Below are 13,318 nucleotides of genomic sequence, written 5' to 3' on the forward strand. Positions count from 1 at the left end.
GGGTCGGGTGATCCGCATGCCCCGGCTCGGCCACCTCGGGGTGTTCGTGCTGCTGTTCTGCGTCGCCTTCGCCTTCTTCGGCTGGCCGCAGGTGCTGTGGATCCTGTTCGTGATCCCGATCGGGATCTCGCTGTGGATCGAGCGCAGCCGCACCACGGTGTCGGCGTCCGGACTGGATCTGCGCACGCTGTTCGGTTCCCGGCACGTGGAGTGGGAGCGGATCCGCGGCCTGCGCATCCCGAAGCGCGGCTGGGTGCGCGCGCACCTCGACGACGACTCCGAGGTGGCGCTGCCCGCCGTCGACTACAGCCGGCTGCGCGATCTCGTCGCGGCCGCCGGCGGGCGGATCCCGGATCCGTTCGCGCAGGCGGAGGCGTCCGAGGACGCGGAGGCATCGGAAGATACGGCCGGCGAAGCGGACACGTCCGGCGAACAGCACTGACTCGCCGTAATTCGGCGGCGGAGTCGGGAACAAGATGGCATCCTCGGGGTGCTGACATGCGATATCCCTGACATTCCTGCCCGGTGCCCGACCGGTACGACGGCAGACGGCGACCGCTCACGCATCCCGGGCGTGGCCGCCCACCGGCGCATCCGGGTGATCTCCGCGGGAGTACCGTGGAGTCGCCGCCGAGACACTCGGCTCAGTCGCCGGCAGCCCCCAGCGACCGGTCCCGGATTGCACCGGGACGAGGACATCGGACCGAGGACCAATACCCATGCCACCGCTTCGTTCACGCACCACCACCGCCGGACGCAATGCCGCGGGCGCTCGCGCGCTCTGGCGGGCCACCGGCCTCACCGACTCCGACTTCGGGAAGCCGATCGTCGCCATCGCGAACTCCTACACCCAGTTCGTCCCGGGCCACGTGCATCTGAAGGACGTCGGCGATATCGTGGCGGGCGCCGTACGGGCGGCCGGCGGCGTCCCGCGCGAATTCCACACCATCGCCGTCGACGACGGCATCGCGATGGGCCACGGCGGCATGCTCTATTCGCTGCCCAGCCGCGAGATCATCGCGGACTCCGTGGAATACATGGCCAACGCGCACACCGCCGACGCGCTGGTGTGTATCTCCAACTGCGACAAGATCACTCCGGGCATGCTGAACGCCGCGATGCGGCTGAACATCCCGGTCGTCTTCGTCTCCGGCGGTCCGATGGAGGCCGGTAAGGCGGTCGTGGTCGGCGGTGTGGCGCAGGCGCCCACCGATCTGATCACCGCGATCTCGGCCAGCGCCTCCAGCACGGTCAGCGACGAGGGCCTGGACGAGGTCGAGCGCAGCGCCTGTCCGACCTGCGGTTCCTGTTCCGGCATGTTCACCGCCAACTCGATGAACTGCCTCACCGAGGCGCTGGGTCTGGCGCTGCCGGGCAACGGGTCCACGCTGGCCACCCACGCCGCGCGGCGCGCGCTGTTCGAGCGGGCCGGTACGGCGATCGTCGAGCTGGCCAACCGCTGGTACCGGGACGACGACGAATCGGCGTTGCCGCGGAACATCGCCAATGCCAAGGCCTTCCGTAATGCGATGGCGCTGGATGTGGCGATGGGCGGTTCCACCAATACGGTGCTGCACACCCTCGCCGCCGCCCAGGAGGGCGAGATCGACTTCGATCTCGAGACCATCGACGAGATCTCGCGGCGGGTGCCGTGCCTGTCGAAGGTCTCCCCCAATTCCGATTACCACATGGAGGATGTGCACCGCGCCGGTGGCATCCCGGCCATCCTCGGCGAGTTGCGCCGCGGCGGCCTGCTGGAGACCGATGTCACCACCGTGCACACCCGCACCTTCGAGGAGTGGCTGGACACCTGGGACATCCGCTCCGGCAAGGCCTCCGACCAGGCGCTGGAGCTGTTCCACGCGGCGCCGGGCGGGGTGCGCACCACGGTGCCGTTCTCCACGGAGAATCGCTGGTCGTCGCTGGATACCGACGCCGAGAAGGGGTGCATCCGCGAGGTCGCGCACGCCTATACGGTCGAGGGCGGATTGTGCGTGCTGCGTGGCAATATCGCTGTCGACGGGGCGATCCTGAAGACGGCCGGTATCGACGAGGATCTGTTCACCTTCGAGGGGCCGGCCGTGGTGCTGGAATCCCAGGAGGCGGCGGTGTCGGCGATCCTGGGCAAGAAGATCCAGCCCGGCGACGTGATCGTCATCCGTTACGAGGGGCCCTCCGGTGGTCCGGGTATGCAGGAGATGTTGCATCCCACCGCATTCCTGAAGGGTGCGGGTCTGGGCAAGGTGTGCGCGCTGATCACCGACGGGCGTTTCTCCGGTGGCACCTCGGGGCTGTCGATCGGGCACATCTCGCCCGAGGCGGCCAGTGGCGGCACGATCGGGCTCATCGAGGACGGCGATCGGGTTCGCATCGACGTGCACACCCGCGCGCTCCAATTGCTCGTTCCCGACGCGGTTCTCGCCGAGCGCCGCGCCAAGATGGATGCGTCCGAACGGCCTTGGCTGCCGGCGCATCGTGATCGGCCGGTCACCACGGCGTTGCGAGCCTATGCCGCGCTGGCCACCTCCGCCGACAAGGGTGCTGTGCGGCGGGTGCCGTAGGTCTATAGCGAAAGCCCGGGGCCCGCAACGGGTTCCGGGTTTTTTCGATCAGCGGTCCGGGTGCGGGCGGACGGTGAGGATCTGTTCCGCGTGGCCGACCGGGCCGTGCACATCGTGCAGGATCGTGCTGGTGAGGCCCTGTCCGGTGCCGCCGAAGGTGACGCTGGTGTCGAGCCCGGTCCACGGGCCCTGCGGCTGACGGTAGAGGTGGACGGTCAGATCCAGGTTGGGGAACATCCACTTCGTCGGTTCCTGCCGGACGGCGATACCGTTGGCGGTGTCGACCAGGGCGATATACGAGGCCAGGGGGCTCACCTGCTCCCCTGCGATCAACCGCACGGGGGTGGACACCCAGGCGGTGGTGCGGCCGGGCTTGGGCTCGCCTACCGGACGAGTGTCCAGCGAGGCGATGTAGCCGCCGGGCCAGACCGAGGTCAGCGGCCACGGCGTCAGTGATTCCGGATCCGGCAGCCGGGGCGGTTCGCCGCCCGCGACGCTCTCGGTGTCCTCGGCGATCATCAGCCAGGCGCGGGCGGTGACGGTGGCGCGGCCGCCGATGGTCGCGGTGGCCTGTACGAGTTCGATGGTGCGGCCGGGACGCACGATCTCGACGCGAATATCGAACTCCTCGAACGCGATCGCGCCGAGGATGTCGAAGCCGATCCGGCCGATCAGCAGATCCGGCCGGTGTTCGCGGGCCCGGATGCGCTCGATCTCGTGCACGATCAGCCCGCCGAGCGGGCTGAAGTGCTGTTCATCGGTGGACCAGGCCCCGCCGACGTGGCGGGTGGGCGCGAAACGGCCGTCGCCCACCCGCTCGAAGTAGCTCGACTCGGGTCCGGTCGCAGCGGTCACCGGAAAACGCCCTTTCTCTCGTCCGGGCGGATCCGGTCAGTGGAACGGATTGCCGCCGTGCAGGTAGAACCAGGATCCCAGAGCCGCCGCGAGGCCCAGCACCAGGCAGGCGAACGAGCCCCAGGACGGGCGGGTGGCCCAGCCGCGTCCCCGATCGAACGACAACCGGCCCGGACCGGTGAGGATCAGCACCGCCGCGGCCGCGGCCAGCAGGGATTCGATCTCGACCTGCTTGTACTCGATGCCGTGGGCCATGCTCTGCTTCCACAACCAGGCGTCGCTGACGGTGGCGATCACCGCACCCGCGGCCAGCGGGGTCGCCAGGCCCAGCACGATCAGCGCGCCGCCACCGACCTCGGCACCGCTGAGCAGCGACGACGCGACGTCGACATGCTTCCAGCCGCCGTGTTCCATGGCGCGGCGGATTCCGTCCAGGCCGGGACCGTCGAACCAGCCGGTCAGCTTCTGCAGACCGTGGTAGAGGAAGCTCAGGCCGACCAGCAGGCGCAGTCCGAACAGGCCGAGATCCGTTGTGCCGCGGCGGTATTCGAGGCGATTGGTGCGGCGCATCCGGACGGTCTCGGCCGGCGGGGTGGGCGCGGGCGGAATGCTGGCGAACGAATAGGAGGTGGTAGCCATTTCGGGGGATCCGATCTCACCGACGGTGGGGACCTCGGGGTCGAGGCCCAACTCGTCTTCGGTGCGGGCCAGGGGCGTACCGTTCGCGGAGTACACCGGTAACTTGCCCGTGGGCGCATCGAAGGGACTGCGTGCCGTCTGGCCGATCGCTGTGGTTGCTCCCGGGTGTCCGGGTGCACTGTTCGGCGCGGTGGCGTTCGACTTGTCGGTCACTCCAGTCAGGGTATGTCGGCGCGCAGAACTCCGCTGCCCCGAGTGACGGCGTGTCCGCGCCACACGCGGGGCGGACCGACCCCTGCGAGCGCTCGTGGGCAACCTTCCGTAACGTCTGAACCATGAGTTTGGTTGTCGCCGGCCGCATCGTTTCGATCCTGGCCGTCACCGCCGGTCTGGTGGTCGGCTGTGCCCGGTTCGACGAATCCGCCTCCAAACCGTTCACCCCCGCGCCGACCATCGAGCCCGAGGGGATGGGCCCGACCACGCCGCAGGCGCCGACCACGACCAAACGGCCGCCCGGACCGTGTGAGGATCCGGATCCGGCGGTCATCGCCAGCTGTGTGAACGATCCGACCGGGCTGATCCCGCTGCCCGACGGGCTCACCGGGCTGGTCGCCGAGCGGTCCACCGGCAAGATCTTCCTGATCGATACGCAGGATCCGGGGCCGTGGCCGAATTATCTGAAACAGGTCGGCCAGGTGGATGTGGACGCATCCGGGGACGGCGGGCTGAACGACATCGCGCTGTCGCCCAGTTACAGCGAGGACCATCTGCTCTACGCGTACATCACCACACCCAGCGACAACCGGGTGGTGCGCATCGGATCGGACGGGACGGCGAAGCCGATCCTCACCGGAATTCCCAAGGGCGGCACCGGTAATCACGGGTCCATCCTGTTCACCGATCCGGACAAACTGGTGGTGCTCACCGGGGACGCCGGCAATCCGGGGAGTGCGAACGACCAGGGTTCGCTGGCGGGGAAGTTGCTGCGGATCGACTCACCGCGGACGGGGTCGTCGGCGGCGCCGCAGGTGCTGGTGTCCGGGATCGGGACCGCGGGCGCGGTGTGCCAGGGCGATCAGGGCAATCTGTGGTTCACCGATCGGACCGCGGTCGAGGATCGGTTGCAGCGGCTCGCCTCCACCGGCACCGTGACCACCGCGTGGACCTGGCCCGATCATCCCGGCGTGGCCGGGTGTGCGGCCGGGTCGGATTTCGTCGCGATCGCGATGACGAACGCGCGCGGGATGTCGTTCGCGAAGACCGAGAAGGACACCTACGCGATCACCTCCGCGCCCTCGCTGCTGTACCAGGACAAGTGGGGACGGCTCAACGGCGCCGCACCGGGTCCGAACGGGACCATCTGGGCGGATACGGTCAACAAGGTGGGTGGTCAGCCGACGCCCACCGACGACCGGGTGGTGATCATCGCGCCGTCCGGCGGGAACGGCGGGCGGGAGTAGGGCTGCGGGTTCTCCGGCGTGCGCTGCCCTCAGCACCTCGGACAGCGCACGTCCGATTCGCTCGCACCCGGAAATGTGCCCGGGTGCGAGCGGGTTTCGGCTCAGGCGACTCCGCAGGCGGTGAGGACCAGTTCGCGAACGCGGGCCGCGTCGGCCTGGCCGCGGGTGGCCTTCATGACGTCGCCGACGATCTTGCCGGCGGCCTGCACCTTGCCGGAGCGGATCTTGTCGGCGATGTCCGGGTTGGCGGCCAGCGCCTTGTCGACCTCGGACTGCAGGGCGGAATCGTCGGAGACCATGCCGAGGCCCTTCGCCTCGACGATCTCGGCCGGGGCGCCCTCGCCGGCGAGCACGAAATCGACGACCTGCTTGGCGACCTTGTTGTTGATGGTCTTCGCCTCGACCAGGGCCGCCACCTCGGCGACCTGCTGCGGGGTGATGGGCAGTTCGTCCAGGGCGACCTCGCGCTCCTTCGCCTTCTCGGTGAGGTAGGCGACCCACCAGGAGCGGGCGGCGTCGACCGAGGCGCCGGCGTCGACGGTGGCGATGATCAGATCGAGGGCGCCCGCGTTGAGCAGATCGCGGAACACCTCACCGGACAGGTTCCATTCGGCCTGGATCCGGGCGCGGCGCAGCCACGGGTATTCGGGGATGGTGGCGCGCAGTTCCTCGACCCAGGCGGCGTCGGGCGCGATCGGCTCGAGGTCGGGCTCGGGGAAGTAGCGGTAGTCCTCGGCGGTCTCCTTGCGGCGGCCGGGCGAGGTGGAACCGTCGGCCTCGTGGAAGTGCCTGGTCTCCTGCACGATCGTGCCGCCGCCGGCGAGTACCGCGGCCTGGCGGCGCATCTCGAAGCGGACCGCGACCTCGACGCTCTTCAGCGAGTTGACGTTCTTCGTCTCGGTGCGGGTGCCGAACACGTCCGCGCCCCGGGGCATCAGCGAGACGTTGGCATCGCAGCGCAGCGAGCCCTGTTCCATCTTCACGTCGGAGACGTCGAGCGACTTCAGCAGATCGCGCAGGGCGGTGACGTAGGCGCGGGCCACCTCGGGGGCGCGCTCGCCGGCACCGGTGATCGGCTTGGTGACGATCTCGATCAGCGGGACGCCGGCGCGGTTGTAGTCCAGCAGCGAGTGGCTGGCGCCGTGGATGCGGCCGGTGGCGCCGCCCACGTGCACCGACTTGCCGGTGTCCTCCTCCATGTGGGCGCGCTCGATCTCGACGCGGAAGGTGCTGCCGTCGTCGAGGATGACCTCCAGGTAGCCGTTCTGCGCGATCGGCTCGTCGTACTGGCTGATCTGGTAGTTCTTCGGCTGGTCCGGGTAGAAGTAGTTCTTCCGGGCGAACCGGCCCCACGGGGTGATCGAGCAGTTCAGCGCGAGGCCGATGCGGATCGCCGACTCGACGGCCTTCTGGTTCACCACCGGCAGCGAGCCGGGCAGGCCCAGGCATACCGGGCAGACCTGCGTATTCGGCTCGGCGCCGAAGGCGGTGGGGCAGCCGCAGAACATCTTGGTCGCGGTGCCCAGCTCGACGTGGACCTCCATGCCCAGCACCGGTTCGTACCGGTCGATGACGTCGGCATAGTCCATCAGGTCCACCGTGGGTGCAGTCATGCCGACAAGTTTAGGGAAAACCTCCGACAGCCGGTCATTCCCCTCGCACGTAGCGCAGCGAGGCGGCCACCGCGTCCATGTCGACGCGCAGACTCGGATCCGGATCGGCGGGCTGCCGGTCGCGGACCTCCTGGAACTCCACGATGCCGTCGAGGTACGAATGCCTGCGGCCGGAGCGCATCAGTTCGTGGCGGAGAGGGAAGGCCCTCACCCGGGCGGGCCGGGTGAGGGCTCCCCTCCTGGACCCGGTCAATCCGCGGCGATCGCCTCCACGATGGGAAGGCGGGCGGCGCGGACCGCGGGCGGGATCGAGCCGAGCAGCGCGAGGATCAGGGCGGCGGTCGCGTAGATCAGGAGCATCGGGCCCGGCCGGTAGGGGACGTCGATGGTCATGGCGTGGCCGAGGGCCAGGGTGGCGAGGTAGTGCACGGCCGCGCCGACCGCCGCGCCCAGTGCGGCGCCGGTGCATCCGATGCCGGCGGCCTCGGTGAGTACGGTCCGCAGCAGGAAGCGGCGGCTGATGCCCATCGCGCGCAGCACACCCAGTTCGCGGCGACGTTCCAGCACCGAGAGCATCAGGGTGTTCAGCAGCGCGACGGTCGAGACCAGCACCACGATCCAGAGGATGGATCCGGACAGTTCCGTGCCCTGGCGGACGCTCTCGGAGACCGCGGTCACCGCGTCGCGGCCGGTGGAGAGGAAGGCGCCGGGCGGGAGTACGGCGCGAACCGCGGCGAAGGTGGTGGCCGGGTCGGCGCCGGGGGCGAAGTTGATGCCGAGGATGGTCTCGCCGGGGCGGGCGTACCACTGCCGCAGGATGTCCAGGTCGAGCACGACGGTGCCGGTGATCGCCGAGAAGTACGGGATCACCTGCAGTACCCGCACGGTGTGTACACCCGTCGGGGTGGGCAGGTCCAGGGTCGAACCCGCGCGGATGTGCAGATCCCGGGCGACATCGCGGGAGACGACCACCCCGGAACCGGCCGACATCTGTTCCGCCACACCGGGTTTCAGGCCGTCGATCAGCGAGGAGGGTGAGCCGTGCTCGTACGCCTGCAGCATCACGCGGCCCCGGCCCAGGGTCGCGAAGGCCATCTGGGCGGATCCGACGTCGACGACACCCGGGACCGCGGCGATGCGCGACTTCAGATCGGCCGGGAGGATCGGGCCGGTGGGATACGAGGCCATCGGCGACGGGCTGACGAAGGCGTCGCGGCGGGCCAGATCGGCGTAGCCCGCGGTCGCCGCGTCGACCAGATTGCCGGAGGCGCCGCCCATCGCCACGGTCGCGCTGACGCCGATCATCACCGTCATCGCGGTGGCCCATACCCGGCGTGGCGCTCGCTCGATCGTGGTGGCGCCGAGTGCGCCGGGAGCGCCGAATATGCGCGCCACCGCGGCGGCGAGCGCGACGATCGGGCCGGTCGCGGCGAAGCAGAGCACCAGCGCCGCGGCGATCGACAGCGAGATCGCCGCCAGCGAATAGCGACCCAGGTCGGCGCGCGCGATGCCGATCGCGGCCGCGACCATCAACAGGCCCAGAACGATTGCCGCCCAACGCAACAGCGGCCGGACGGTATCAGCCTTGGAGACACCGACCGGGGCCAGCGCCTCGATGGGCTGCACCTTGTAGATCTGGCGGGCCGCGATCGCCGACGCCGTGACGCTGGCCGCCACGCAGGCCGCGATCGCCGCCGGTACGGCATAACCGGGGACCTGATAGTCGATGTGCGTCTGCACCGAGGCGATCATCGCCGCGGGGATCCGGGCGATCGACAGCCGACCGGCGAACATACCCAGCACAGCGCCGAGTGCGCCGCCGACGAGGCCGAGCAGCGCCGCCTCGGCGATCAGGTCGCGGACCATCGGCGTCCGGCGGCCACCCATCGCGCGCAGCAGTGACAACGTCGGACGGCGTTGTGCCACAGCCATACTCATCGCGTTGTAGATGAGGAATCCCGAAACGATCAGCGCCGCCGCGGATGCCATCGTGGTGGAGTAGCGGATCAGCTGGATGGCCCCACCGGCCTGCGCGGTCCGCAGGCCGGGGTCGGCCACCACCGCACGGCCGTTCACCACGCCGGTCAGCGCGGTGCGCAGCCGTTCCGGATCGGCGCCGGCGGCGGGCACTATCTCGATCGAGTCCAGCGTTCCGGCGCGGCCCGCGATCTGCTGTGCGACCGGCAGCGGGGCGACGACGATGTGGCCGCCGTCGAGCCGGCTCGAGGTGGCGTCGTCGAGGATGCCCGCGACCGTCACGGTGGCGGCACCGAGGTGGAATCGATCACCCACGACATGGCCGAGGGCCGCGCCGGTCAGGACGCCGTTCGGGGTGCCCAGCAGATGTGCCGCCCCGTCCCGCAGCGGTGCGTCGAGGGAGCTGCCCAGCGCGGTGACGCTCGCATCGGCGCCGACGAGCAGGGTGGGTTCGTCGCCGGCGGCGATTTGCGTCCGCAGCATCGGGACGGCCACCCGTACCCCCGGCACGGCACGTACCTGTGCCAGCATGCCCTGGTCGAAGCCGTCGTCGGTGATGCCGGAGATCTCCAGTTCGGCCTTGCCGCCGAGACTTCGGGTGAGCCGATCGACCGAACCGGTCACCGAACCGGCGATGCTGAACACCGATACCAGCAATCCGGCCGAGACGGCCATGACGACCAACGCGATGATCGTCCGGCCCCGGTGGACCACCAGTTCACCGAGGTTGAACAGCCGCAACCGATCCCACGCCGCCCCGATCACGGCAGCAGCCCCGCGCCGTGGGCGTGATCTCGGGAGGTGGCCGAATCCGGCTGCGGCGCAAGTTCTTCCGCCGGAATTGCCGGGATCTGCGCGGCGTCCGGTCCGCCGGGGCGCACTCGCCCGGTTCGCTCGTGCGCGCCGATCCGGCCGTCGCGCAGAGTGATCACGCGGTCGCAGTATTCGACCGCGCTCGTGTCGTGCGTGACCATGACCACGGAGTTGCCCCGGCCGGCGATATCGCCGAGCAGTGCGAGGACGGCGGCCCCGGTGGCCGAATCCAGGTTGCCCGTCGGTTCGTCGGCGAGGATGAGCGGCGGATCCATGATGAGTGCGCGCGCCACCGCGACGCGCTGCATCTGGCCGCCGGACAACTCGGACGGGCGATGGTGTGCGCGGTCGGCGAGCCCGACCAGTTCGAGCAACTCCAGGGCGCGCGGTTTCGCCCGGCGGAGTCCGGTGCCGTCGAGCAGTTTCGGGACCGCGACATTCTCCCAGGCCGAGAGCGTGGGTAGCAGATTGAAGAACTGGAATACGAAACCCACGCGATGCCGCCGGAATTCGGATTGGCGATCGTCGTCGAGGTCGGCGATCTCCTCGCCGCGGAACCGGATCGAACCGGAATCCGGGCAATCGAGTGCACCGAGCAGGTGCAGCAATGTGCTCTTACCGGAGCCGGACGGGCCCACGATCGCGGTGAATTCGCCCGATTCGATACGTAGGTCGACCCGATCGAGGGCGCGCACGACCTGCCCGCCCACCCGATATTCCTTGACGACGTCGGTCAGTTCCAACATGGTTGTGCCCCTGGCCCTCTCACCCCTGGCCGCTCACCGCACCAGCACGCGGTCCGGCCGGCGCTCGCGCGCGTGATGCGCGTCGAGTATCGCGCGCAGGACCGGTTGCTCGGCGGCCAATTGCCCATAGATCTCCGCCGAGGAGCGCCCTTCGATCAGCGCCAGATCGGACTTCGCGCGCAAATGGTTGTCCCACCGGTATTGCAGTGCGGCCATGATTCCGGCCGGGCCGCCGAACAGTCGATCCATATCCGGAAGCCCGTGCAGCAGCCTCGGATCGGCCGGATCGACCGCACCGCGCGCGAGCACCGTGCCGATGATCGCCGTGCGGGCGTGCAGATCTGCCCAGGTCACAATCCACCCCTTTCCTTGTGCATTTTGCGCATTCGGTTCTCCCCATTCGTCCCTCGAGCCGGATACCGGCCGCTCGGCACTCACGCTACGGATCCGCCGGCGCCGAAACCTCGTGCCGTGGACGAGACTTTGCCTCCTACCGGGGTAGGAGGCGGGCCCCGATTCCGGAACGATGAACCGGGCGGATCCGATCGCTAGCCTGGAGACATGGAGGTGCTCCGCGTCATCGTGTTCGCCGCGTCGGCGGCGTTGTCGGCTCGTGCAGCCTGGCAGATCGTAGTCGGATGGCAGCAGGGCAAGCAGCGGCTCCTCGATTTCATGCGTGATCCCAGCGGCGCCTTCCATCGGCATGTGGAGGAGATGCCGCTGGACTATCCGCCCTCGGTGATCCTGGTCGCGGATCTGACACTGGCGATCGCCGCGATCGCGGCGGTCGTACAACGGCACTCATACTTCCCGAGCTTCGTGCCGTTGCTGGCGGTCCTGCTGGTGATCTTCACGTATCCGATACTCACCGTGTTCGGTGTGCAGCCGCGGCCGATTCCGTTGTCGCTCATCGGCCTGGTTTCCGAGGGGCTGTTCCTGCTGCAACCGGTGCCGCTGGATGCCTCGCCGTTCGTGCTGGTGGTGATCGCCGGCGAGGTGGCCGCCATCGGGCCGAAGCACATCAGCCTGCCGTTCACGGCCGCCGCCCTGGCCGAACTCGTGGTGTTCCACACGGCCGGCCCCGGGATCGACGCGCTGGTCAGCTATCTGATCGCCGTCGTACTCGGCGCCATGGTCGGCATCATGATGCAGTATCAGCGCCTGTACCTCTACCAGGAGCGGGAGAATCAGACCATCCGGACCGCGCAGGCCGCCGACGAGGAGCGGCACCGGATCGCCCGCGAGGTCCACGACGTGATCGCCCATTCGCTGAGCATCACGCTGCTGCACCTCACGGCCGCCCGGCATTCGCTGCAGACCGATCGTGACGTCGACGAGGCCGTCGAGGCCCTGGTCCACGCCGAGCGGCTCGGGCGGCAGGCGATGGCCGATATCCGGCGCACCGTGGGCCTGCTCGGTGAGCGGCCGTCGCCCGCCACGCCGGAACCGGCGCTGGACGACATCACCGATCTCGTGGACGATTTCGTCCGCGCCGGGCTGGACCTGGACTTCGAGCTCACCGGCGACGGGCGGACGGTCTCGCCGACAACGGGTCTCGCACTGTATCGGATCAGCCAGGAATCCCTGGCCAACGTCGCCAAACATGCCCGGGGCGCCGCGGTGACCCTGCGCATCGCCGTGACGGCGACCGAGGCGACCGTCACCGTCGACAACACGGTGCCCGGCTGGCAGATCGTGCGGCGCGGCGGCGGCGGTATGGGTATCGCCGGTATGCGGCAGCGGGCCAATCTGCTCGGCGGCACGCTGACAGCGGGCCCGGGGAACGGCAGCTGGCGAGTGGCGGCCCGGATTCCGCTCGGGCGGCCCGGCCCGGCCTGCGCACCGACCGGTCCGGACGATCCGTTGAAGCTGGTGCGGGGTGCGTTCACCTCCGTGACCCGCAAGTTCCAGGAGAGCCTGTGACCGCGGCCGGCCCGGCCGACACCGACACCATCACCGTCCTGGTCGTGGACGACCAGGAGTTGGTCCGCGGGGGTCTCCGGCGCATTCTGCGGCGCCGGGACGGGTTTCTCGTCACCGAATGCTCCGACGGCGACGAGGTGCCCGCCGCGGTGGCCGCGCAGCCCCCGGATGTCGTGCTGATGGATCTGCGCATGAAACGGGTCGGGGGTATCGACGCCACGCAACGATTGCGTGCCGGTGCGCAGGCGCCCCCGGTTCTCGTGCTCACCACCTTCGACGACGACCATCTGCTGTCGGGGGCGCTGCGAGCCGGGGCGGCGGGTTTCATCCTGAAGGACTCCCCCGCCGAGGACCTGATCCGGGCCGTTCGCACGGTCGCCGGCGGCGATTCCTGGCTCGACCCGTCGGTAACGGGCCGGGTGCTGTCCACCTATCGCTCGACCCGGCCCGCGACGGCCCGCCGTGACGAGCATCTCAGCGAGCTGACCGCCCGTGAGCTGGACGTTCTGAAGCTCATCGGTCGCGGACGTGTCAATACAGAGATTGCCGCCGAACTCGGCATCTCCGAAGTGACCGTAAAGAGCCACGTAGGACACATCTTCGGGAAGCTGGGGTTAAGAGACCGGTCGGCAGCAATCGTGTTCGCATTTGACCACGGTGTCGTCGCACCGGGAGAATCTGCAGATTGAGGGGCAGGCACCCCGGTGGGCCACCGGGCAAGGGTGAAGCAC

12 protein-coding genes are annotated in these 13,318 nt (G+C 69.4%); 5 read left to right on the forward strand and 7 right to left on the reverse strand.

Annotation, left to right across the window (positions count from 1 at the left end):
• Window positions 1-16 precede the first annotated feature (16 nt).
• Window positions 17-442, forward strand: a complete 426-nt coding sequence (locus G361_RS0126345) for a PH domain-containing protein (RefSeq protein WP_155981787.1) — start codon at window positions 17-19, stop codon at window positions 440-442.
• Window positions 443-719: 277 nt separating this feature from the next.
• Window positions 720-2,561, forward strand: coding sequence for a dihydroxy-acid dehydratase (gene ilvD, locus G361_RS0126350; RefSeq protein WP_019930119.1), 1,842 nt, complete (start codon window positions 720-722; stop codon window positions 2,559-2,561).
• A gap of 48 nt (window positions 2,562-2,609) precedes the next feature.
• Here the strand turns inward: ilvD and G361_RS0126355 are convergent, their stop codons facing one another.
• Window positions 2,610-3,416: a thioesterase family protein gene (locus G361_RS0126355; protein ID WP_019930120.1), complete on the reverse strand. Its 807-nt coding sequence runs from the start codon at window positions 3,414-3,416 to the stop codon at window positions 2,610-2,612.
• A 36-nt stretch (window positions 3,417-3,452) separates the two neighbouring features.
• On the reverse strand, window positions 3,453-4,268 hold the full coding sequence (locus G361_RS44975) for a DoxX family protein (protein ID WP_063711883.1): 816 nt from the start codon (window positions 4,266-4,268) through the stop codon (window positions 3,453-3,455).
• Window positions 4,269-4,390: 122 nt separating this feature from the next.
• On the opposite strand from G361_RS44975, the gene G361_RS0126365 reads away from it, so the two are divergent.
• Window positions 4,391-5,515, forward strand: coding sequence for a sorbosone dehydrogenase family protein (locus G361_RS0126365; protein WP_019930122.1), 1,125 nt, complete (start codon window positions 4,391-4,393; stop codon window positions 5,513-5,515).
• Between the two features lie 101 nt (window positions 5,516-5,616).
• Here G361_RS0126365 and gatB read toward each other — a convergent pair whose 3' ends face one another.
• The 5 genes from gatB to G361_RS0126390 are packed head-to-tail and all read right to left on the reverse strand — an operon-like array spanning window position 5,617 to window position 11,018.
• A complete protein-coding gene (gatB, locus tag G361_RS0126370; RefSeq protein ID WP_019930123.1) occupies window positions 5,617-7,128 on the reverse strand; it encodes an Asp-tRNA(Asn)/Glu-tRNA(Gln) amidotransferase subunit GatB in 1,512 nt (503 codons plus the stop codon).
• Between the two features lie 34 nt (window positions 7,129-7,162).
• A complete protein-coding gene (locus G361_RS49735; protein WP_155981788.1) occupies window positions 7,163-7,339 on the reverse strand; it encodes a hypothetical protein in 177 nt (58 codons plus the stop codon).
• A gap of 38 nt (window positions 7,340-7,377) precedes the next feature.
• On the reverse strand, window positions 7,378-9,870 hold the full coding sequence (locus tag G361_RS0126380) for an ABC transporter permease (RefSeq protein ID WP_019930125.1): 2,493 nt from the start codon (window positions 9,868-9,870) through the stop codon (window positions 7,378-7,380).
• A complete protein-coding gene (locus tag G361_RS0126385) occupies window positions 9,867-10,664 on the reverse strand; it encodes an ABC transporter ATP-binding protein (RefSeq protein ID WP_019930126.1) in 798 nt (265 codons plus the stop codon). The genes G361_RS0126380 and G361_RS0126385 overlap by 4 nt, the downstream gene beginning before the upstream one ends.
• Window positions 10,665-10,697: 33 nt before the next feature.
• Window positions 10,698-11,018, reverse strand: coding sequence for a hypothetical protein (locus tag G361_RS0126390; RefSeq protein WP_019930127.1), 321 nt, complete (start codon window positions 11,016-11,018; stop codon window positions 10,698-10,700).
• A gap of 207 nt (window positions 11,019-11,225) precedes the next feature.
• Here G361_RS0126390 and G361_RS0126395 point away from each other — a divergent pair, with 207 nt between their 5' ends.
• Both G361_RS0126395 and G361_RS0126400 read left to right on the forward strand, forming a co-directional pair.
• On the forward strand, window positions 11,226-12,587 hold the full coding sequence (locus tag G361_RS0126395; protein WP_019930128.1) for a sensor histidine kinase: 1,362 nt from the start codon (window positions 11,226-11,228) through the stop codon (window positions 12,585-12,587).
• Window positions 12,584-13,276, forward strand: a complete 693-nt coding sequence (locus G361_RS0126400) for a response regulator transcription factor (protein WP_019930129.1) — start codon at window positions 12,584-12,586, stop codon at window positions 13,274-13,276. Before G361_RS0126395 ends, G361_RS0126400 begins: the two co-directional genes overlap by 4 nt.
• Window positions 13,277-13,318 lie beyond the last annotated feature (42 nt).

It is taken from the genome of Nocardia sp. BMG111209, from assembly GCF_000381925.1.
Taxonomy (GTDB): Bacteria; Actinomycetota; Actinomycetes; order Mycobacteriales; family Mycobacteriaceae; genus Nocardia.

Excerpts from the sequence above, each read along its gene's own strand:
- G361_RS0126345 (WP_155981787.1), top strand. The coding sequence starts at position 17 with ATGCCCCGGCTCGGCCACCTCGGGGTGTTCGTGCTGCTGTTCTGCGTC.
- ilvD (WP_019930119.1), top strand. The coding sequence starts at position 720 with ATGCCACCGCTTCGTTCACGCACCACCACCGCCGGACGCAATGCCGCG.
- G361_RS0126365 (WP_019930122.1), top strand. The coding sequence starts at position 4,391 with ATGAGTTTGGTTGTCGCCGGCCGCATCGTTTCGATCCTGGCCGTCACC.
- gatB (WP_019930123.1), bottom strand. The coding sequence starts at position 7,128 with ATGACTGCACCCACGGTGGACCTGATGGACTATGCCGACGTCATCGAC.
- G361_RS0126385 (WP_019930126.1), bottom strand. The coding sequence starts at position 10,664 with ATGTTGGAACTGACCGACGTCGTCAAGGAATATCGGGTGGGCGGGCAG.
- G361_RS0126395 (WP_019930128.1), top strand. The coding sequence starts at position 11,226 with ATGGAGGTGCTCCGCGTCATCGTGTTCGCCGCGTCGGCGGCGTTGTCG.